Origin of the sequence: Solibacillus kalamii, assembly GCF_002174535.1 — a bacterium.
Lineage (GTDB): Bacteria > Bacillota > Bacilli > Bacillales_A > Planococcaceae > Solibacillus > Solibacillus silvestris.
Map to the genome: position 1 here is coordinate 623,755 of NZ_NHNT01000001.1, position 20,831 is coordinate 644,585.

At 39.3% G+C, this 20,831-nt stretch carries 22 protein-coding genes; 1 reads left to right on the forward strand and 21 read right to left on the reverse strand.

The window, feature by feature from the left end; all coding sequences use genetic code 11:
- Positions 1 to 468: 468 nt before the first annotated feature.
- The 21 genes from wecB to CBM15_RS03010 all read right to left on the reverse strand — a co-directional run bounded on the left by wecB (position 469) and on the right by CBM15_RS03010 (position 19,957).
- Positions 469 to 1,629, reverse strand: a complete 1,161-nt coding sequence (gene wecB, locus CBM15_RS02910) for a non-hydrolyzing UDP-N-acetylglucosamine 2-epimerase (protein WP_087615664.1) — start codon at positions 1,627 to 1,629, stop codon at positions 469 to 471.
- 93 nt (positions 1,630 to 1,722) lie between these two features.
- Positions 1,723 to 2,352 (reverse strand): uracil phosphoribosyltransferase, encoded by a 630-nt coding sequence (upp, locus tag CBM15_RS02915; protein ID WP_087615665.1) that lies wholly within the window; start codon positions 2,350 to 2,352, stop codon positions 1,723 to 1,725.
- A 224-nt stretch (positions 2,353 to 2,576) separates the two neighbouring features.
- Positions 2,577 to 3,821: a serine hydroxymethyltransferase gene (glyA, locus tag CBM15_RS02920; protein ID WP_008404457.1), complete on the reverse strand. Its 1,245-nt coding sequence runs from the start codon at positions 3,819 to 3,821 to the stop codon at positions 2,577 to 2,579.
- Positions 3,822 to 3,888: 67 nt separating this feature from the next.
- Positions 3,889 to 4,443, reverse strand: coding sequence for a TIGR01440 family protein (locus CBM15_RS02925; RefSeq protein ID WP_008404459.1), 555 nt, complete (start codon positions 4,441 to 4,443; stop codon positions 3,889 to 3,891).
- Between the two features lie 14 nt (positions 4,444 to 4,457).
- Positions 4,458 to 4,898, reverse strand: a complete 441-nt coding sequence (gene rpiB / locus CBM15_RS02930) for a ribose 5-phosphate isomerase B (protein ID WP_087615666.1) — start codon at positions 4,896 to 4,898, stop codon at positions 4,458 to 4,460.
- 293 nt (positions 4,899 to 5,191) lie between these two features.
- Positions 5,192 to 5,551, reverse strand: a complete 360-nt coding sequence (locus tag CBM15_RS02935; RefSeq protein WP_239534748.1) for a c-type cytochrome — start codon at positions 5,549 to 5,551, stop codon at positions 5,192 to 5,194.
- Between the two features lie 362 nt (positions 5,552 to 5,913).
- Positions 5,914 to 7,206, reverse strand: a complete 1,293-nt coding sequence (locus tag CBM15_RS02940; RefSeq protein WP_087615668.1) for a methyl-accepting chemotaxis protein — start codon at positions 7,204 to 7,206, stop codon at positions 5,914 to 5,916.
- 1 nt (position 7,207) lies between these two features.
- Complete coding sequence (locus CBM15_RS02945) at positions 7,208 to 7,666, reverse strand: low molecular weight protein arginine phosphatase (protein ID WP_420820138.1); 459 nt, start codon at positions 7,664 to 7,666, stop codon at positions 7,208 to 7,210.
- Between the two features lie 10 nt (positions 7,667 to 7,676).
- The gene (locus CBM15_RS02950) at positions 7,677 to 8,174 is read right to left on the reverse strand and encodes a manganese efflux pump (protein WP_008404468.1); all 498 of its coding nucleotides are present in this window, start codon (positions 8,172 to 8,174) and stop codon (positions 7,677 to 7,679) included.
- Positions 8,175 to 8,287: 113 nt separating this feature from the next.
- A complete protein-coding gene (locus CBM15_RS02955; RefSeq protein WP_087615669.1) occupies positions 8,288 to 9,319 on the reverse strand; it encodes an L-threonylcarbamoyladenylate synthase in 1,032 nt (343 codons plus the stop codon).
- 31 nt (positions 9,320 to 9,350) lie between these two features.
- Positions 9,351 to 9,965, reverse strand: a complete 615-nt coding sequence (locus CBM15_RS02960) for a stage II sporulation protein R (protein ID WP_008404472.1) — start codon at positions 9,963 to 9,965, stop codon at positions 9,351 to 9,353.
- 43 nt (positions 9,966 to 10,008) lie between these two features.
- Positions 10,009 to 10,872 (reverse strand): peptide chain release factor N(5)-glutamine methyltransferase, encoded by an 864-nt coding sequence (prmC, locus tag CBM15_RS02965; protein ID WP_087615670.1) that lies wholly within the window; start codon positions 10,870 to 10,872, stop codon positions 10,009 to 10,011.
- A complete protein-coding gene (gene prfA, locus CBM15_RS02970; protein ID WP_087615671.1) occupies positions 10,859 to 11,935 on the reverse strand; it encodes a peptide chain release factor 1 in 1,077 nt (358 codons plus the stop codon). Before prfA ends, prmC begins: the two co-directional genes overlap by 14 nt.
- Before the next feature lie 207 nt (positions 11,936 to 12,142).
- Positions 12,143 to 12,715 carry a thymidine kinase gene (locus CBM15_RS02975; RefSeq protein ID WP_008404479.1) on the reverse strand — a complete coding sequence of 191 codons (573 nt, stop codon included), beginning with the start codon at positions 12,713 to 12,715 and terminating at the stop codon, positions 12,143 to 12,145.
- Between the two features lie 407 nt (positions 12,716 to 13,122).
- Complete coding sequence (gene rpmE, locus CBM15_RS02980; RefSeq protein ID WP_008404481.1) at positions 13,123 to 13,323, reverse strand: 50S ribosomal protein L31; 201 nt, start codon at positions 13,321 to 13,323, stop codon at positions 13,123 to 13,125.
- Between the two features lie 252 nt (positions 13,324 to 13,575).
- Entirely contained in the window at positions 13,576 to 14,859 is a 1,284-nt protein-coding gene (gene rho / locus CBM15_RS02985; protein WP_087615672.1) for a transcription termination factor Rho, read from the reverse strand.
- Between the two features lie 191 nt (positions 14,860 to 15,050).
- Positions 15,051 to 16,016: a class II fructose-bisphosphatase gene (gene glpX, locus CBM15_RS02990; protein ID WP_008404484.1), complete on the reverse strand. Its 966-nt coding sequence runs from the start codon at positions 16,014 to 16,016 to the stop codon at positions 15,051 to 15,053.
- A gap of 156 nt (positions 16,017 to 16,172) precedes the next feature.
- Positions 16,173 to 17,450: a UDP-N-acetylglucosamine 1-carboxyvinyltransferase gene (locus CBM15_RS02995; protein WP_008404487.1), complete on the reverse strand. Its 1,278-nt coding sequence runs from the start codon at positions 17,448 to 17,450 to the stop codon at positions 16,173 to 16,175.
- A gap of 258 nt (positions 17,451 to 17,708) precedes the next feature.
- The gene (fsa, locus tag CBM15_RS03000) at positions 17,709 to 18,359 is read right to left on the reverse strand and encodes a fructose-6-phosphate aldolase (protein ID WP_087615673.1); all 651 of its coding nucleotides are present in this window, start codon (positions 18,357 to 18,359) and stop codon (positions 17,709 to 17,711) included.
- Between the two features lie 185 nt (positions 18,360 to 18,544).
- Positions 18,545 to 19,399, reverse strand: a complete 855-nt coding sequence (locus tag CBM15_RS03005) for a class II fructose-bisphosphate aldolase (RefSeq protein ID WP_087615674.1) — start codon at positions 19,397 to 19,399, stop codon at positions 18,545 to 18,547.
- Between the two features lie 186 nt (positions 19,400 to 19,585).
- On the reverse strand, positions 19,586 to 19,957 hold the full coding sequence (locus CBM15_RS03010; RefSeq protein ID WP_087615675.1) for a response regulator: 372 nt from the start codon (positions 19,955 to 19,957) through the stop codon (positions 19,586 to 19,588).
- A 282-nt stretch (positions 19,958 to 20,239) separates the two neighbouring features.
- On the opposite strand from CBM15_RS03010, the gene CBM15_RS03015 reads away from it, so the two are divergent.
- Complete coding sequence (locus CBM15_RS03015; protein ID WP_087615676.1) at positions 20,240 to 20,812, forward strand: DUF2529 domain-containing protein; 573 nt, start codon at positions 20,240 to 20,242, stop codon at positions 20,810 to 20,812.
- Positions 20,813 to 20,831 lie beyond the last annotated feature (19 nt).

Genomic DNA, 20,831 nt, shown 5'->3' on the forward strand with positions numbered 1-20,831 from the left:
GCATTCATTTCATACTTCTAATTGTCTCTTAATCTTAACGGACTTCATCCAGACGCATAGAACGTTGCAAATTGACGAGTTTCGTTTCAACTGTCAATCTAGTAGAAACTTGATATAACAAGCGTTTCAACGTCTTTTGACTAGGCGAAACTCTTATCATTCTTACCCTTTGTAAGCATACAATAGGGGGTTTTTGATGTCAATTAGTAATGGTGAAAAACTTCACATAGATACATTCCTTGTCAAATTGTTGACAAATTTGTGTATAGTTATGCATAAATATTTTTTGCATTTTTTCACTAACGCTAAAATTCGCTATTTCATGCGTTTTTTCCATCACGTTACACTTTTCATATCCAAGAAAAAATTTTTTAGCAATAATAACGAATTTAATACTTGACAACAGGAGTTAAATGCTATCCCCTGTTATCAATTACATTTTTAAGTCAATTTCAGTAATATTTTGGATTACCGAGTTTCTACTTTTTCGGCAGTTTCATTTTCTTTTACTAACTGTTTTTGAGCAAATTGCAGTAATGCTTCCACAATACGCTCCGAAGCATATCCATCTCCATATGGATTCGATGCATGTGCCATCGCCTCATATGCTTCGTCATTTATTAACAATTCTTTTGCCATTTTGTAAATAACTTCTTCGTCTGTTCCCGCAAGCTTCAAAGTACCTGCAGCAATTCCTTCAGGACGCTCTGTCGTATCACGTAATACGAGCACCGGCTTCCCTAAAGATGGCGCTTCTTCCTGCACACCGCCAGAATCCGTTAAAATCATGTAAGAGCGGGCAGCAAAATTGTGGAAATCAAATACTTCCAACGGTTCAATTAAATGAACACGCGGGTTATCCCCTAAAATTTCATTGGCTACTTCACGAACAGCCGGATTCATATGCACTGGATAAACAACTTGAACATCCTCATGCTCGCTTAACAGACGCATTATTGCACGGAACATATTACGCATTGGCTCACCTAGATTTTCACGACGGTGTGCTGTTAATAAAATCATGCGGTCTGTACCCATTTTTTCAATTACCGGATGCGTATAGTGTTCACTTACTGTTGTTTTTAAAGCATCAATAGCCGTGTTACCCGTTACGAAAATTGCTTCTGTCGGTTTGTTTTCCTTTAGCAGGTTTGCACGTGATTGCTCAGTTGGTGAAAAATGCAGATCTGCCATTACACCTGTTAACTGACGGTTCATCTCTTCAGGATAAGGTGAATATTTTTGTCCTGTACGAAGCCCTGCTTCAACATGGCCAATTGCAATTTGATTATAGAAAGCAGCCAGACTTCCAACAAAAGTAGTCGCCGTGTCACCATGTACTAACACGATATCAGGCTTCGCTTCTTTCATTACACGGTCCAGTCCTAAAAGCGCATTTGTCGCTACATCCACTAATGTTTGACGGTCTTTCATAATATTTAAATCATAATCCGGTTTAATTTTAAATGTTTCCAGCACTTGGTCAAGCATTTGACGGTGCTGGGCCGTTACAGTAACAATCGATTCAATTTGTTCCGGATGTTTTTCCAGTTCCAACACTAGAGGTGCCATTTTAATTGCTTCCGGACGTGTTCCAAAAATCGTCATAACTTTAAACTTCTTCGTCATTATTCTTCTCCTTGTCTAATCTATAATTAATTCTCTCACTTGCCGTATTAATAGAAAACGCCCGCAACTGCTTACGGACGTCTCGTTTATTTATTATTTTGTTCCGAATAAGCGATCCCCGGCATCACCCAAGCCTGGTACGATATAGCCATGATCATCTAATTTTTCGTCAAGAGATGCAATGTAAATATCTACATCAGGGTGTAATTTCTGTATTTCTTCCACACCTTCTGGAGCAGCGATCAGACACATAAACTTAATGCTTTTAGCCCCGCGCTTTTTCAGTGAATTAATCGCTTCAACAGCTGATCCACCCGTTGCTAACATCGGGTCAACAATAATGAAGTCACGCTCTTCAACGTCTGCTGGAAGTTTTGCATAATATTCTACTGGCTTTAATGTTTCCGGATCACGGTAAAGACCAATATGCCCTACCTTTGCAGCAGGAATTAATTTTAATACGCCATCTACCATTCCGATACCTGCACGTAAAATTGGAACAATCGCCATTTTCTTCCCTGATAATACTTTTGCTTTTGCCTTCGTTACAGGTGTTTCTACCTCAATTTCTTCCAACGGTAAATCACGAGTAATTTCAAAAGCCATTAATGTTGCTACTTCATCAACTAACTCCCGAAATTCTTTTGTTCCCGTATCTTTATCTCGAATATAAGTTAACTTATGTTGGATTAATGGGTGGTCAAATACGTATACTTTACTCACGTTGACATCTCCTAACTGTTGTTTATCTAAATTAGTATAACAGAAAATAAAGTCAACGAAAACTATGACGGTAATGTTTTAAAAATCGCCCTTTTTCTAAAATAATTAAAGAACAAATGTATTCTACACTAGCATTCGCTGGTAGTTGTCTGTCTATGCGTTATTTCTTTCATTAAAAAAACCTTTCTATCTACAAATCTGTAAATAGAAAGGCATATACTCAATTATGCGTATAAAGGATATTTTGCTGTAAGAGCTTCAACACGTTTGCGTGCCTCTTCTTTTACTGCTGCATCTTCATGATTTTTAAGAACTGAAGCGATGATTTTACCAACTTCAATTACATCTTCTTCTTTGAAACCACGAGAAGTTACAGCTGCTGTACCTACACGGATACCTGATGTTACGAATGGTGATTCTGTATCAAATGGAATTGTGTTTTTATTTGTTGTAATAGCCACTTCATCCAATACATGCTCAGCTACTTTACCTGTTAACCCTAAAGATTTTACATTTAATAGAAGTAAGTGGTTATCTGTACCGCCTGATACGATTTCAACACCTTCATCCATTAAAGATTTTGCAAGTGCAGCTGCATTTGCTTTAATTTGTTTTGCGTAATCTTTAAATTCCGGTTGTAATGCTTCGCCGAAAGATACTGCTTTTGCAGCGATGACATGCATTAATGGACCGCCTTGAATACCTGGGAATACTGATTTATTTAATTCTTTTTCCCATTTTTCATCTTTCGTTAAAATCATACCGCCACGTGGACCACGTAACGTTTTATGAGTTGTTGTCGTTACGAAATCTGCATATGGTACTGGATTTTGGTGCTCGCCTGCTGCTACTAAGCCGGCAATATGTGCCATGTCAACCATGAAATATGCACCGACTTCATCCGCGATCTCACGGAACTTTGCAAAGTCAATTGCACGAGGATAAGCTGATGCACCAGCAACGATTAATTTTGGCTTTGATTCCAATGCTTTTTGGCGAACATCTTCATAATCTATTAAGTTTGTATCTTCAGTTACACCGTATTCTACGAAATTATAAAGAATACCAGAGAAGTTTACTGGTGAACCATGTGTTAAGTGACCGCCGTGTGATAAGTTCATACCAAGTACTGTATCACCAGGTTTTAAAACTGTATGGTAAACTGCCATGTTCGCTTGTGCACCTGAGTGTGGCTGAACGTTAACATATGCTGCACCGAATAATTCTTTTGCACGGTCACGCGCAATGTTTTCAACTACGTCTACATGTTCACAACCGCCATAATAGCGTTTGCCAGGGTAACCTTCTGCATATTTATTTGTTAAATATGAACCTTGTGCTTCCATTACAGCTTCCGATACGAAGTTTTCTGATGCGATCAGTTCGATGTTTGTGTTTTGACGTTTTTTCTCTAATAAAATTGCGTCTAAAATTGCCTTGTCTTGTCCTGCTAATTTTTCAAATGCCATTTTCAAATCCCCCTAAATGTACTTCCGATTCGATCGGAGTTTCCAATTCAAAATGATATATGTAACGTTAAGGTGTTACAGTATATTGCGCACGTTCTCCACCGATAAGTTTCGGACGTGTTGTCGCTAACGTAATGACTGCATCGCCTAATTGCTTAACAGATGTTCGTAAAGGCACAGCAACCGCTTTTAAGTGCATGCCGATTAATGTTTGACCGATATCAATCCCGTAATGTGCTTGGATGGTTTCCACAATTACAGGCTCATCCATTTGTGTAAAAGCGTATGCAGACATAGAGCCGCCTGCTGTACGGACCGGAATGACCGAAACAGGTTCTAAATGGTACATTTTAGCAGCTGCAGCCTCGAGTGTCAGCGCTCGGTTAATATGCTCGCAGCCTTGGAAAACTAAGTGAATTTTATGTCTTTGCGCGAATATTGAAAATTCTTTGTATAGAACTTGCGCTACATCGAATGCACCAGCTGTTCCAATCTTCTCACCCATCACTTCCGATGTGGAACAGCCGATGACAAATAGCTGACCTTCAGAAAACTTCACTTGTTGCTCAAATTCGGATAATGCTTGCGCTAAATCTTTTTGCAAATCGTGTAAGTTTGTCATTGAATCACCATCTGTTACCCTTCTTCGATTTCAGTAATCTTTTCAACACGGCGAATATGACGACCGCCTTCAAACTGTGTATCCAACCAAGTTGCAACAATCTCACGTGCCAGCCCTGGACCGATTACACGCTCACCCATTGCTAAAACGTTTGAGTCATTGTGACAACGTGTCGCTTTTGCCGAGAACACGTCATGTACAAGTGCACAACGAATCCCTTTAAATTTGTTTGCAGCAATCGAAATCCCAATTCCAGTCCCGCAAATTAAAATTCCTCTGTCAAATTCCCCTGCAGCTACTCTCTCAGCTACTGGACGTGCATAGTCCGGGTAATCTACTGACTCGTCCGTTTGTGGACCAAAGTCTTCATAACTGATTGACAATTCATCAAGTAGTGACATAATCTCTTTACGTAAATTATTTCCGCCGTGATCTGAAGAAATTGCAATTTTCATGAAGATCCCTCCTGCCTCGATTTTATTTACTTATTATATTCACCATCAGTGTACCATTTATTCCGGAAGAATAACACGTCTTTTCCGAATAACTTTCAAAATACATGCATAAAGACGAATATTACATCGAGAAATATAGTTTATTGTTAACTTTTAGGTAATATTTTTATATTTATTCATTATTAATTACGGTAATGTTCAGCTTTACGCAAGTTTGTTATGTTAAAAAGCTTTTGCACAATTAGTTTTACTAAAAAAAGACCGCTCATGTACTATGAGCAGGCCTTTAACAATTATTGTAATGATAAAATATATTCTGCTACCGCTTCTTCTTCGCCATCTGCAGTACCCGGCGGCATTGCACCTTTACCATTGACTAGTACATTCACGATTTCCTCTTTTGATAAAGAAGTGTTAGTTAAGTCCGGTCCCATTGATCCCGTTAAGTCACCACCATGACATCCTACACAGCTGGCATTTGCCACTTTTTCACCTGCCGAGACATCTGAAGTTTCAGCTGCGTCCTTTTCTCCGGATGATTCAGTCGATTCGGTTGGTGTAGAATCAACAGAATCTGTCGTATCCGCGTCCTCCGCATCACCACATGCAGCGAGACCTGCTACGACTACACCCATTAGTAACCAGTACTTCATCTTGTTCAATATAAATCCCCCCAGGACTAATTATTGTAAACAATAGTGTACCATACCCAGTCTTTTTGTTTTTGAAACGGGATTCAGAATTTTAAAAGCTTGGTAGAATTTATTAGAACATTCACTTTGGATATTAGAAAATCGCCAACGTTTATTTGAACATCGATAACCTTTATTAGCAAATTTGAGAAGAAATTTAGAACAAGCAGCCAATATATTAGAAGATAGACATTTTATTAGAACTTTACCGCCGTTATTCGAAAATCTCACCCCGATATTAGAAAACATCCTTCAAATAAAAAATACCCAACAGATAAACCATGCCTGTTTATCCATCCGGTATTTTAAAACGATCTTCCCATCTACTGTGTGCGGTCGAATTGTTGTATCATTCGATAAAGCTCTGCAGACTGTTGCTTTAAATTACTTGCCAGTTCTTCTACTTGCTTGATCGCATCAGCCTGTTCCAATGAAGCAGACGTTACTTCCTGAGCGCTTGCAGAAGTTTGTTCGGCAATTGCCGCCACTTCCTGTGACTGGTGTGATGTATGTTCGATATTTTTCATTTGCTGTGCGACTAAATCCGAAATTTGGACGACATCATCTGCCATTTCATAAACGGATTTTGTCATACCTTCTACTGCCGACGTTGTTTCAGAAACACGTGACGATTCATTTACCGCAAATGATACTTGTTCATTCATCTGTTTAACTACAACCGATACATTTTGCTGCATTGTGTGGATCAATGTTGTAATCCCCTGAACAGCACTTGCACTCTCATCGGCCAGACCACGCACTTCCTCTGCCACAACCGCAAAGCCTTTCCCATGCTCACCTGCTCGTGCAGCTTCAATCGATGCGTTTAATGCAAGCAGATTCGTCTGTCCTGCGATATCGCCTACTAAACCTATAATCCGTTCAATCTGCTCGGCATTTTTTTCTAGCTCACGAATATTTACTAATGAATTTTCATTATCTGTTGCGATTTTTTTAATACTGTTCACAACGCCATGGATGGCATCTGTTGTAGACGTTAAGTTTGTTAAAAGGTTTTTTGAGCGACTTGCGGTATGTAACGCTTTATTGTTCACTTCCGCGGCTAATGTACGAACTTCTTCAATGGCTTCCACTGTTTCTTGAATGGCAACCGCCGAAGATTCAGCCCCCAATGAAATCTGGCTAATATTGCTTGTAATTTGCTCAGCGTTGTTCGTTACAGAAATACTTTCTTCCGACAGCTTTAAAATCGTTTCATCGGTTGATTTATAATTGTCTTCAATCCCGTTTACCATCTTGCGCAAATTGATCACCATTGTTTGGAATGCCTCTGCTACTGAGCGAATTTCATCATTGGTTTTCGGCATTTCGACATCTTGTCCGATTTTACCTTCCGCTACATGGTTTGCACTGCGCTCCAATTGCTGTAATGGGCGAACAATGACTAAACCAAATACCGCAGCCAATGCACAAGACCAAAAGATCCCTAATAAATAGGTAATAATCTGAAATACGCTTGTGCTTGTCGATTCAAAAAACATTGGGCGTAAGTATTCGATAAATACAAAACTGCAAGTGTAGGTAATCAGCGCTAATATCCCGACAAATAATACGAGTTTCCGGCGCAGACTAAAGATCCTTTTCTGAGAGTTCATGTTAAATTTTATCCTCCAATTTCAATTTCGTTTCCAGCTTGTTGATTGCTTCGTTCAATTGCTCGTACGTTTGTTCATATACTTGCAGGTTTCCACCGAATGGATCTTGAATATCCAGACCAGTTTCCATCGCTACATACTCATTTAGCGTAAACGTTTTATGTGCCGCATCTTCTACTAAACGGAGGACCATTTCTTTATGAGCGGTCGTCATCGTTAAAATCAGGTCCGCCCATTGTGCATCTTCTACCGTAAATCGGGATGAACGGTGCGATTGCGAAATATTTTTTCTATGCAATATTTCCTTTGCGTTCAGGGACATGTCACTGCCTTCGTGCGCATAAATACCTGCTGAACGCACAGTAATATTCTCATAGTTTTTTGCTTGTAAAATTGCTGCTGCCATAGGACTTCTACATGTGTTGCCTGTACAAATAAAATAAATATTAATGTTCCTCACACCCTCTAATTTACCATTTTAGTAGCATCACACTCATAATAATCAAGAGGAGTCCTGCTACTTTCTTTAATGCATTATTCTTAAATATTGGTGATTTTTGCGCTATTACCAATGCCGCATATGACAATATGAATGTCGAGAGGCCGGCACTAATAACAAAAACATATTTTTGTAAATTTAGCATACCAAAAGATAGGCTAACTGAAAAGGTGTCAATACTTGCAAAAATCGCAATTATCGGTAAAGACATCGCAGGAAAACTTTCATCTTTCTTCGAGAGCAGTAATTGCAGTCCAACAAAAAACAATAATAATGTAGAAAGACCTGATGCCCAGTTTGTTAAATAGACGGCAAGCCATTCCCCAAAGCGGTAACCGAGTAACGGAAAAAGCATATGTAAAAATGCCGTCCATAAAGCTAATAACCATTTCGCCTTAACATTTGTAGCAATTAAATACAATGCAACGACATCGAACGACATTAAGATCCCGGCAACTACTTCTTGCATCTATTCCCCTCTTCCACTAAGCGCTGTTGTAATTTATGCTTTTGGGCGGGGAAATATCCTTTTGTTTATACACAAAAACCACATCCCATTGTTATAAGATGTGGTTTGATTTTTTAAAGTGAATACCATTTGCCGCCTGCCGCTTTTTCCAGACGGTTCATAATCGCTGTACCAACACCGGTTTTTGATGTTGCCGTCGCTAAAATAATCGTAGCATCCGTTTTATCGCATGAACGCAATGCATCATATAGTGAAGCGCTCATTTGTTCGAGATCATGTGCATTCCCGAATGAAAAATAATAATCGGCCTCGATCTCTTCAAAGTTTTGCGGTGCCAATAAGGCCACTTTATGTACCGGTTTTAATTCGGCAATAGCCGTTTCAATCGCTATTTTATTTGCTTCTATTAAATAGACAGGTGCATCCGGAGCATAATGGGTATATTTCATACCAGGCGCTTTCGGTGTCGATTCAATTTTCTGCTGTTCCAGACTTGGCTCAACAACTGGTCCAATTACTGCTTCGAGCATTTCTTTCGTCACTCCGCCCGGACGCAAAATAACGGGTGTTTCCAGTGTGACATCCAAAACGGTCGATTCAAGTCCGATTCCCGTCATTCCTCCATCCAAAATACAAGGAATAATGTTTTGCAAATCCTCAAATACATGTTCAGCTTTCGTCGGGCTAGGCTTGCCGCTGCGATTCGCACTTGGCGCGGCTAACGGTTTCTTTAATGTTTGAAGAAGTTCCAGTGCTACTGGATGATCGGGCATACGAATTCCAACCGTATCTAATCCTGCCGTAACACTCGGCGCTAAAACATTCGGCTTAACATCCATAACAAGCGTTAATGGACCTGGCCAAAAAGCCTCCATACATTTTTGGGCAACTTCCGAAATATTTGTTGTATACAGCGATACTTCTTCCACCGTTCCGATATGAACAATCAATGGATTATCCGAAGGTCGTCCTTTTGCAGCGAATATTTTCTTCACTGCCTGCTCATTTGTCGCAACGGCACCCAAGCCATATACGGTTTCTGTCGGAAAAGCGACTATTTCGCCGTTATTTAATAAATCCACAGCCTGTGTATAATTTTCTGAATTATCCACAAATTCATCCACAATTAATTGAAAAGTGTGCATTACTTTCTCCTCCTTTCTGTAAATGTTTGATTTAACTATCCACAAATTGTGAGTAAGTTGGATCATTTTCTACAAGTTCTTCTGTGTTTTGTGGATCACTTTTTTCCATATGTTTCTCCCACCATTCAGCAATAAAAAATGGCGGCCGTTCATTTTCCACCGGCTCATTAACTATACAAAGCGTTGGGAATACTGCACAGAACCAGTTTTCGCCACGACCTTGTCCAATAATGAAGTTAACAGAATAATATTCTTTTTGCGGATAAAACTGACCAGCCACCCATTTCGGAGGGATTAAGTTATCCCCAAACTTATAGGTAATTTTTAATTGTGGGTAAGTTTTCTGAATTTCCTGATACATGTTTTCCACACTGTGGATATCTTCTGAAAATTCAGGTGTATTTTGCAAATAGGTTTGAATTGTTTCCACTACCTCATACTTGATGAGCTGGTCGGCATTTGTCGAACTGTTGGCAATAACGCGGAATTTTAACTGGTCATTGCTTTCTCCTTGATCAATGCGGATATCATCTACGAAAGTAGGTATAAATGTAGCAGCACAATATAGAAATAAAACACTTATTAGTAATTTAGCAATCGCTAAAAATAGATTGGATTCATTTTGAATATCGTAATCATGTAACATAATCATTCCCCCTTGCAAACATTGTTTACAAGGAATCTATTTTTTATTCACTAATCTCACAAAAAACAATACGATCTTTTTTATTTATATCTTGAACGACTGATACATAGGCATTTGGAAAGCTTTTTTTGAAAAAATTCGCTACGGCTTCTCCTTGTGTATATCCTATTTCCAGACCAATTAATGCCGGCTTTTTCATAAGGGCCGGTAAGTTTTCTGCTAGTTTACAATAAAGCAAGAGTCCATCTTCATCTGCAAACAATGCCTGATGAGGTTCGTGAGCTACGACAACATCGGACATCTCCTCCATTTCCTCATAGGCGATATAAGGTGGATTCGAAAGTACAACATCCCATTTTTCATTCGCAATCGGTTCTGTTAAGTCGCCGAGCTTAAATTCAATTTCTGCCTGCAGCTTCTCAGCATTTTTTTGTGCTGTTGCAAGTGCTGCAGGTGAAAGATCTGTTGCTGTTACATCAAGCTGCGGACATTCTTTTTTCATCGTAATAGCAATCGCACCACTGCCTGTCCCAATATCGGCAAACTTCAGCTTTTGATTATCCCCAAATAACTTGCGAATACGTTCAATCGTTCCGACAACCAGTTCTTCCGTTTCCGGACGAGGAATCAGTACCGATTCATCAACTACAAATGAACGGCCGTAAAATTCCTCTACACCTGTTATATATTGTACAGGAAGTCCTTTCACATGTTCTTGAATAAAATCATCGAACTGCTGTTGCTGCTCTTCAGGTAGAACATCGTGCATCTTCATCATTAAACCCGAATAGCTTGTCTGTAAAATATGCTGCAATAAAATTCTTGCGGCATTTCCTTCGCGACCGTTCTCCTCTAAAAAAGAAGAAGCCCGATTCAGGGCCTCAAAAATGGTTTTATGCATCTTCATTTAAATTTGATAAGCGTGTTGCCTGCTCATCTAAAATAAGTGCATCGATGATTTCATCCAATTTACCTTCAACGATTTGGTCAAGTTTTTGAATCGTCAAACCAATTCGGTGATCTGTTACACGGTTTTGTGGATAGTTGTAAGTACGGATACGTTCAGAACGGTCGCCTGTTCCTACTGCTGTCTTACGTGTTGCATCGATTTCAGCCTGTGCTTCTTGACGGTGTTTATCCGCTACACGCGCTACTAAAATTTTCATCGCTTTTTCACGGTTCTTAATTTGTGAACGCTCATCTTGCATCGAAACGACAACACCTGTCGGTAAGTGGGTCATACGAACAGCTGACATCGTTGTATTTACCGACTGACCACCCGCACCAGATGAAGCGAATGTATCAACGCGAATATCTTTTTCATGAATTTCTACATCTTCTACATGAACTTCCGGTAAACATGCAACCGTAGCAGTTGATGTATGGATTCGGCCTTGAGATTCTGTCGCCGGTACACGTTGAACACGGTGTGCGCCGTTTTCATATTTGAATTTCGAATAAGCACCTTGACCATTAATCATTAAGATTACTTCTTTATAACCGCCTGCCTGGTTTGGTGTTGCTTCCATTACATCCACTTTCCAACCTTGCGTTTCCGCATAGCGAGTATACATACGGAATAAGTCACCTGCAAAAATGTTAGCCTCATCACCGCCAGCAGCTCCGCGGATCTCCATAATTACGTTTTTCGAATCATTCGGGTCTTTAGGAATTAATAAAATTCGCAGACGCTCTTCTAATTCCGGAACTTGTTTATTTAAATCATTAAACTCTTCCTTCATCATCTCCAGCATTTCTGCATCTTTTTCAATTTCCATTAATTCGCGTGTATCTGCCAGTTGCTCTTTCACCGATTTGTATACACGGTATACATCTACCATTTCCTGAATATCGGATTGCTCTTTCGAATATTCGCGAAGCTTATTAGAATCGCTGACGATATCCGGGTCGCTTAGCAATTCATTTAATCTTTCGTAACGGTCTTCAACCGCCTGTAAACGATCAAACATCTATATTTCACCTCTAAAAGTTATTTTGTTATTAATTGTATTTCACTCGTCTTCTCACGAGTCACGTTAAAATGCACCTTTACTAGTATAAAGAAATTTTGCGGTTGTTGCTACATCTATGTTGAACTTTCTTCATATCATTTACACATTGGCACTCATATATTTAAATTTTGTTGTGTCGTTTCAATATCTATTCTTCACCTAAAATTATAGTGGCGGATTGGAATGACATTTGCGGCAAACAGGGTAATAACTATCATTACCTCCAATTTGAATTTGATCACCTGTACGGACTGGTTTTTTATTTTCATCTACTCGTAAATTCATCGTCGCTTTCTTATGGCAGAACCAGCAAATTGTTTTCATTTCCTCAATTTTATCCGCGTAAATCGTCATATAACGGCTGCCTTCAAACAGTTCGTTCTGGAAGTCATTTTTTAAACCAAAGCCCATAACCGGAATGTTCAGCTCATCAACAATTTGAGTCAGCTGCAAAACATGTTCCTTTGTTAAAAATTGCACTTCATCAACTAGTACACAATATAATTTCCCTTCGTGTTTTTCCACGATTTCATATATATTTGTATCTTCAAAAACCGCAACTGCCGGACGTCTTAAACCAATTCGGCTTGAAACCGTACCGACTTCATCGCGCGTATCAATTCCTGAAGTAAAAATCATTACCGCTTTATTCTGTTCTTCATAATTGTGGGCAACTTTTAAAATTTCAATCGATTTACCGCTATTCATCGCCCCATGTTTATAAAATAATTGCGCCATTTATTTATCCCCGTTTCTAAATAAAATTACCAGTTCGTTTTTCACCAACAAAAAACCTTGAGCATGAAACTCAAGGTCAACTTTTCACTTCTTTTATCTTAGCTAGTTTTTTGCCATTCGTCTATTGCAAAAGGTCCTCTATTTATTAGAATATTTCTCTTTAGAAAAACATGTGCGAAAGTTTTCTAATATCTTCTAAATTCTTCTAATATATTTTTATTTCTTCTAATAAAAGTCTGAAGTTCTAATATAATATGTACATTTTCTACTATCGGTTTGAGATTTTCAAATAAACCATTCAGATTTTCTAATAACCTGTAAAAGTTTTCTAATAACTTCATAATATCTTCAAATAAATCCCAAAAATTAAAAACCCATTTCCAGCAATGTGGAAATGGGCAGAGGTATTATTTCATACCATATTTTTTGTTGAAGCGATCTACACGTCCGTCAGCAGAAGCGAACTTTTGACGACCTGTATAGAATGGGTGACATTCGTTACAGAACTCGATTGAGATCTTTTCTTTAACTGAACCTGTTTCAAAAGAATTACCACAAGAGCAAGTTACTGTTGCTACTTTGTAATCTGGGTGGATACCTTGTTTCATATTCGTTTTCTCCTCTCGCCCTGAACCATCCGGAACAGAGTATTTTCGAACTGCACCTTACATAGCCCGAATATGTCACTACATACGTAATGTGTTGAGGTCAGCTATATATGTGCACGTTTCATACTTAAAGAAGTATAGCAAGTTTTAAAAAAGGTTGCAACTATTTTATATTATTTTAGGAAATTGAATGTATGTAGTTCCTCACTATATCAAGAACTTAATTTCCATTCTGGCTCAATCCCCTAAATTCTATAACAACCCTTTACCGTTTGTAGCTTTCTTCATATCCGTATCAAGCTTTTCGAAAAATTCTTCATTTGTTTTTGTTGTACGTAGTTTGCGTAAGAACTTTTCACCGAAGTCATGAGAATCGCTGAATGTTTTACGGATTGCCCATAATTTATCAAGCTGGTCTTTCGGAATAAGAAGCTCTTCTTTACGCGTACCTGAACGGCGGATATCGATTGCAGGGAAAATACGGCGTTCTGCCAAGCTGCGGTCCAAGTGCAGTTCCAGGTTACCCGTTCCTTTAAATTCTTCATAAATTACTTCGTCCATACGGCTGCCTGTATCAACAAGAGCAGTCGCTAAAATTGTTAAACTGCCGCCCTCTTCAATATTGCGGGCAGAACCGAAGAAACGTTTCGGACGGTGGAATGCAGCAGGGTCAATACCACCTGAAAGTGTACGGCCGCTTGGCGGAATCACTAAGTTATAGGCACGTGCCAAACGTGTGATCGAGTCCATTAAAATAATAACATCGCGTTTTTGTTCTACTAGACGTCGTGCACGTTCTAATACGATTTCTGCTACTTTTACATGATTTTCAGGCACTTCATCAAACGTTGAAGAAACAACGTCCGCATTTACTGAGCGCTCGATATCCGTTACTTCTTCCGGACGCTCATCGATTAGCAGGACGATTAGTTCCGCTTCCGGATGGTTTGTCGTAATAGCGTTGGCAATTTCTTTTAATAAAGATGTTTTACCGGCTTTTGGCGGTGCCACAATTAATCCACGTTGACCAAAACCAACAGGCGCTACTAAATCCATAATACGTGTTGAAAGTTTTATAGGAACTGTTTCCAACTTAATATGGCGATCTGGATAAAGCGGCGTTAACGCCGGGAAATGCACACGCTCTTTTGCAACTTCAGGATCTTCGCCATTTACAGCATCAACTTGCAATAGGCCATAGTAACGTTCATTTTCTTTTGGCGGACGAACTTTACCTGAAACTTTATCACCATTTCGTAAATCGAAGCGACGAATTTGGGAAGCAGAAATGTAAATATCCTCTTTTGAAGGAGAATAGTTAATCGGGCGCAGGAATCCGAAGCCGTCTGTAGGAATAATTTCTAAAACACCTTCCATGAAGAAGAAACCTTCTTGTTCAGAGCGGGTTTTTAAGATTGCAAAAATTAGTTCCTTTTTATTTAGTTTACTAGCATTTGATAATTTGTATTGCTTCGCCAAAGCATATAATTCTTTTAATGTCATGCTTTCTAATTGAGCAATTGTTAATGCTGTCATACGTTTTCTCCAGTCTATTAAAATTTAATTTTTTAAGTTATTGAAAGATGTTTAGGAATTTGTGTAAGAGAAGTATACTACACTTTATTTGAAAGATGCCCAGTTTTTACACTGGGCATTTATTATATTATAGTGTAAGTAATTTGAAAATGGGCATTTTCTATCTGAGGCTACTTACATTATACGGGAAGTTAAATTTGGTCATACTTTGGTTTTTTATCAATGCTGTGGCGTCCTTCGATAAAGCGTACTGTTCCTGTTTTTGCACGCATAACAACTGAATGTGTAAGTGCATAGGAACCTTTATATTGAACACCGCGTAAAAGCTCCGAATCTGTTACAGCTGTTGCTGCAAAAATAGCATCATCGCCTTTAACTAGGTCTTCCATCATTAATACTTTATCTACGTCGACTCCCATTTTTACGCAACGAGCAAGCTGTTCTTCATCTTCAGGTACTAGTTTCGCTTGGAAATCGCCACCTAAACATTTTAACGCAACTGCCGCAATAACGCCTTCTGGTGCACCACCCATACCGAACATAATATCGATACCAGTTTCATCGAATGCTGTGTTAATCGCTGCACCTACATCACCGTCTTGAATGAATTTAATACGTGCACCGGCTTCACGGATTTCATCGACAATATGCTGATGACGTGGACGGTCTAAAAGTGTTGCTACAACATCGGAAATATCTTTGTTTTTTGCTTTTGCCACTTGCAATAAGTTGTACGTAACAGAAGCGTTAATATCAACTTTACCTGCCGCTTCCGGCCCTACAGCTATTTTATCCATATACATATCAGGCGCATTTAATAGATTGCCTCGGTCTGCAATTGCCAGTACTGTCATCGCGCCATTTGTACCTTTTGCTACGATATTTGTACCTTCTAATGGATCTACTGCGATATCAACTTCAGGTCCGCCATTTCGAAGCCCTAATTCTTCACCGATATAAAGCATCGGTGCCTCATCCATTTCTCCTTCACCAATTACAACTGTCGCATGCATTGGGATTGTATCAAACATAACACGCATCGCTGTTGTTGCTGCGTCGTCCGCTTCGTTTTTAAGTCCGCGTCCCATCCATTTCGCTGATGCAATCGCTGCTGCTTCTGTTACACGTACTACTTCCATTGATAAACTACGTTCCATTTTGTGTTTGCCTCCTGTAATCGGTTAAAACCGATTTTAACAGCCTAAATTAACTGCTTTTTTGAATTGTATTATGAACTAACATATTTTTATTACCCAAATATATATTATCATACTCTCATCGTTGCGCGATTCGGATCACGAATTATAGCAAATTTATGCATTATTCTTTGTTTTAATGACAATGGACTCTTTACGAATATTTGCACCAATTGCACAAAGCTTTTCAATTAATGAACTATAGCCGCGTTCAATATGGTAGATATCGTGAATTTCCGTTTCACCTTTTGCGATAAGTCCAGCCAATACTAATGCAGCACCAGCGCGTAAATCTGTTGCCGTTACCGTGGATCCTTCCAAAGATGCAGGTCCTTGAATGATGGCCGTATTGCCTTCAACACGGGCTTTTGCACTCATACGTCGCAGTTCGTCTATATGCTTGAATCGGGCAGAATAAATTGTATCTGTAATCATCGATGTCCCTTCCGCCTGTGTCATTAATACAGATAAAGGCTGTTGAACATCAGTCGGGAATCCTGGATAGACCAGTGTTTTTACATCAACTGCCTGCAGGTTCTTTTGCTTGGAGATGTAGATGCTTTCCTCATTCTCTTCCACAGTTACACCCATTTCGCGAAGTTTAGCTGTTACGGCTTCCATGTGAAGCGGGATGACATTATCCACAAGTACACCATCACCAATCGCTGCAGCCATAATCATAAATGTAGCTGCCTCAATTCGATCCGGTATAATTGTATGTTTCGTACCTTTTAGCTCATCGACACCTTCAATACGGATAACGCTCGTTCCTGCCCCTTTAATATTGGCACCCATATTTGTTAGAAGTGTCGCAACATCAATAATCTCAGGCTCTTTCGCTGCATTCTCGATTGTAGTTTTCCCTTTTGCCCGCACTGCTGCCAGCATAATATTAATTGTTGCGCCTACACTTGCAACATCCAGATAAATTTTCGCACCAATTAATTCATCTGCGCGTAAGTAAATCGCACCGTGCTCATTTGTTACTTTTGCTCCTAAAGCTTCAAAACCTTTAATATGCTGATCGATTGGACGCGGCCCTAAAAAACACCCGCCTGGCATGCCGATTACCGCTTGTTTAAAACGTCCCAGCATGGCACCCATCATATAATAGGAAGCACGCAATTTTTTTACGTTGCCGTTTGGCAGCGGCATCGCAACCATTTTTGATGGATCAATCGTCATCTTGCCATTTTCGAATGTTACTTCTCCGCCAATTTCTTCTAGAAGTGCTTTTAACGTCCATGCATCTGAAATTTCTGGAATTCCCCCAATGGTAACGGAAGAATCTGCCAAAATTGATGCAGGAATTAAAGCAACTGCGCTATTTTTTGCACCGCTAACGGTTATTTTACCTTTTAGACGATTTCCGCCCTGAATTTTATAAACATCCATTTTGTGTTCTCCCTTACGATTGGACAAATTTCATCTTCATTCAGCAGAAGTCTACGGACATCCGCTGAATGAAGATGAGCTTCTGGCAGATGTCACAGATTTTTTAAAGGATGTTTTAATGAGGAAGTCAGCCTAAAAACGTCGCCGTGCGACAACGGCTGACTGACCCACGTCCTGTGGGCCTAAACTCAAAAAAATCTGGACACAATTACGCCGAGGCGTAATTGATAATAAGTCGACTGCTGTGAGTTATTCTTATTATTTCCCTTCTCGCTTTGCCCAATCCGCTAAAAATCCTTCAATTCCTTTGTCTGTTAATGGATGATTAAACAGTTGCTGTAAAACTTTGTATGGAGTTGTTGCAATATGTGCGCCAGCTAATGCAGCTTGCGTAATATGTTGCGGGTGACGAATAGATGCGGCAATAATTTCCGTTTCAATTTCGTGGATAGCAAACATTTCAGCAATTTCACGGATTAATTCTACGCCATCTTGACCAATATCATCTAAACGTCCTAAGAAAGGAGATACATAAGATGCGCCTGCACGTGCTGCCATCAATGCTTGGTTTGCAGAGAAAATTAATGTCACGTTCGTTTTAATGCCTTTTTCATAGAAGTGTTTACATGCTTTTAATCCTTCTGGTGTCATTGGAAGTTTTACTGTAATATTCGGGTGAATCGCAGCCAATTCTTCCCCTTCACGAATCATTCCTTCAGCGTCTAAAGAAATAACTTCACCAGAAACCGAGCCGTTTACTAACTCAGCAATTTCACGTAAGCGGTCGTGGAAATTCACGCCTGATTCTTTTGCAACTAATGATGGGTTCGTCGTTACACCTGAAAGAATCCCCCAAGAGTATGCTTCTTTAATTTCGTCAAAGTTTGCTGTATCGATAAAAAATTTCATTATAATAGCCTCCGATTTACATTTGATTATAAAAACACATCTCGCTCATTTGTGAACGAGATGTCTTATGTTGAAAAACACGTGTTCACAAAGAAAAGTACGCATAGTTTGTGCACTTTTCTTTTGTGGATTCATTTATCCCGCTTTAACGGGTAGTAAAACTCTGCCTCTAAACTTAAGCAGGCTTAGGCTTTTCCAGAGCTGCCGAATTCGCGCATTTTACCGATTACTGTCGCTTTAATTGCTTCACGAGCTGGACCTAAATATTTACGTGGATCATATGTTTTCTTATCATTTTCTAAAAACTCACGGATTACTTTCGTTGCCGAGATTTGGTTTTCTGTGTTTACATTAATTTTTGCTGTCCCTAAAGAAATTGAACGTTGAATATCTTTTGTCGGAATACCTGTTCCACCATGTAATACTAACGGAACATCTGTTAATGTTGAGATTTCTTCCATTTCAGCAAATCCTAAGTTTGGTTCGCCTTTGTAAGGACCGTGAACTGAACCTAATGCTGGAGCTAAACAGTCGATACCTGTAGCTTCAACTAATGATTTACATTCTTGCGGGTTTGCGTACATAATGCCACCAATGACACCGTCTTCCTCGCCGCCTACAGTACCAAGTTCTGCTTCAACAGATACGTCTTTTGCATGCGCATAGTCGACAACTTCTTTAGTCGTTTGGATATTTTCTTCGAATGGGTGATGTGAAGCGTCAATCATTACAGAAGTAAAACCAGCATCGATCGCTTCTTTACATTTATCGAAGCTTGAACCATGATCTAAATGAATTGCTACTGGAACAGTTGTTTTGTAGCTTTCCATTAAGCCTTCAACCATTTTTACAACAGCAATGAAACCGCCCATATATTTTCCGGCACCTTCGGAAACACCTAGAATTACTGGTGACTTTTCTTCTTCTGCTGCTTGTAAAATGGCTTGCGTCCATTCTAAATTGTTAATATTGAATTGACCTACTGCATAACCTTCCGCTTTTGCTTTAATTAACATTTCTTTCATTGAAACTAATGCCATTATTAAAATCCTCCTCGAAGATACATAAATAGTTTGCTGCTAGAAAACATAGTTTGTGCAAAATGCTTTTTTTAAGTATTTTTTTCATCGTCTATTCTATGCAAAATCACATGAATTGACAAAAACATTTAGATTAATCATAACAAAAACAGACAGTATGCGCTACTGCCTGCTCGCCTGTTTCATTTATATTTTTTCAGCCTTTTCTACTAGTTTATTAACTTCATCACGTACTTCAAAAATATTAAAAGGTTTTGTAAAGTATTTCAACACACCTAATTCGTTCGCAGTGTCCATCATATGCTGTTCAACATAAGCAGTCATCATCATTACAGGCAGCTCCGGGTGTTCTTCTTTCAAACGTGCTAAAATTTCCAGACCGTCCATTCCGGGTATTTTCATATCCAACAGAACACAACCGAGCTCATTTTCCTGTGCAATTTTTATTGCATCAAAACCGTTTGCCGCTAAATAAGTCGTGAATCCTTCTTTTTTAAACACTTCATTTAGAAGCATCCTTATCCCCTGCTGATCATCTACTATTAGTATCCCCTTCAATGTTATCCCCCATTACAATAATAATTTATCCCGCATTAACGGGTAGTAAGACTCCCGCCTCTAGACTTATCAAGGGCGAAAAGGATAGGCGGGAGATCAACTACCCATAAATGCCCGATTGGTTCAACTAACAATCAGTGGGCAAGAAAACCCCCACTGATTGAAGTTTCACTTTATATAAGTTACATTCTATTACTAAATTGATTTCCCCTCTTTTATAGAGAGAGTTTGTGCTTTTGCTTTTTTATGTGCACAATTTTATAATAACTTTGAGGTGTAAATATGTCTAAAATTTTAACTACGCAATTAACAGGTCTTCTACAGCGCATACAGCAAACTGAGGAAGAATCAATTGAGGAAACTGCACGATTATTGGCACAGGCAGCAATCGGACAAGGCACAATTTACTTTGCGGCATTTGGTGAAATGGAAGCTGTTGCGGTAAATGCAGAGCTTGGTGCAGGTACATTCGCTAAATTTGCACGTTATACAGAAAGTGTCGAACTAATGCCTGCTGACCGTGTGATTATTTTTACGCGTCATGCTACAGATGAACAAGCATTAAAGCTCGCACAGCAACTGCATGCAGAGTTCATTCCATTTGCGGCTGTCGCAAGTGAAGTGGCCAGTGACGACAATCCGTTAAGCGACCTTGCTTATACGTATATTTCACTAAAAGTGCGTGGCGGCATTTTACCGCATCCGACGAAGCTCGGCGAACGCATCGTTTTTCCGTATCTTATAGCAGCTTTATATATTTATGAAGCGATTAAGATGGAATTCGATGAAATGCTCGTCGACGATGATGATGAAGATGACGAATTACTGGACGGCCATCCGTCACCATTCGCATAATTTATTGGCGACTCTTAAT

Bases quoted from the DNA above. Each gene is read 5' to 3' on its own strand.
- wecB (WP_087615664.1), bottom strand. From the start codon at position 1,629: ATGACGAAGAAGTTTAAAGTTATGACGATTTTTGGAACACGTCCGGAA.
- glyA (WP_008404457.1), bottom strand. From the start codon at position 3,821: ATGGCATTTGAAAAATTAGCAGGACAAGACAAGGCAATTTTAGACGCA.
- CBM15_RS02925 (WP_008404459.1), bottom strand. From the start codon at position 4,443: ATGACAAACTTACACGATTTGCAAAAAGATTTAGCGCAAGCATTATCC.
- rpiB (WP_087615666.1), bottom strand. From the start codon at position 4,898: ATGAAAATTGCAATTTCTTCAGATCACGGCGGAAATAATTTACGTAAA.
- CBM15_RS02935 (WP_239534748.1), bottom strand. From the start codon at position 5,551: ATGAAGTACTGGTTACTAATGGGTGTAGTCGTAGCAGGTCTCGCTGCA.
- CBM15_RS02940 (WP_087615668.1), bottom strand. From the start codon at position 7,206: ATGAACTCTCAGAAAAGGATCTTTAGTCTGCGCCGGAAACTCGTATTA.
- CBM15_RS02950 (WP_008404468.1), bottom strand. From the start codon at position 8,174: ATGCAAGAAGTAGTTGCCGGGATCTTAATGTCGTTCGATGTCGTTGCA.
- CBM15_RS02955 (WP_087615669.1), bottom strand. From the start codon at position 9,319: ATGCACACTTTTCAATTAATTGTGGATGAATTTGTGGATAATTCAGAA.
- CBM15_RS02960 (WP_008404472.1), bottom strand. From the start codon at position 9,965: ATGTTACATGATTACGATATTCAAAATGAATCCAATCTATTTTTAGCG.
- prmC (WP_087615670.1), bottom strand. From the start codon at position 10,872: ATGAAGATGCATAAAACCATTTTTGAGGCCCTGAATCGGGCTTCTTCT.
- prfA (WP_087615671.1), bottom strand. From the start codon at position 11,935: ATGTTTGATCGTTTACAGGCGGTTGAAGACCGTTACGAAAGATTAAAT.
- CBM15_RS02975 (WP_008404479.1), bottom strand. From the start codon at position 12,715: ATGGCGCAATTATTTTATAAACATGGGGCGATGAATAGCGGTAAATCG.
- rpmE (WP_008404481.1), bottom strand. From the start codon at position 13,323: ATGAAACAAGGTATCCACCCAGATTACAAAGTAGCAACAGTAACTTGC.
- rho (WP_087615672.1), bottom strand. From the start codon at position 14,859: ATGACAGCATTAACAATTGCTCAATTAGAAAGCATGACATTAAAAGAA.
- glpX (WP_008404484.1), bottom strand. From the start codon at position 16,016: ATGGAACGTAGTTTATCAATGGAAGTAGTACGTGTAACAGAAGCAGCA.
- CBM15_RS02995 (WP_008404487.1), bottom strand. From the start codon at position 17,450: ATGGATGTTTATAAAATTCAGGGCGGAAATCGTCTAAAAGGTAAAATA.
- fsa (WP_087615673.1), bottom strand. From the start codon at position 18,359: ATGAAATTTTTTATCGATACAGCAAACTTTGACGAAATTAAAGAAGCA.
- CBM15_RS03005 (WP_087615674.1), bottom strand. From the start codon at position 19,399: ATGGCATTAGTTTCAATGAAAGAAATGTTAATTAAAGCAAAAGCGGAA.
- CBM15_RS03015 (WP_087615676.1), top strand. From the start codon at position 20,240: ATGTCTAAAATTTTAACTACGCAATTAACAGGTCTTCTACAGCGCATA.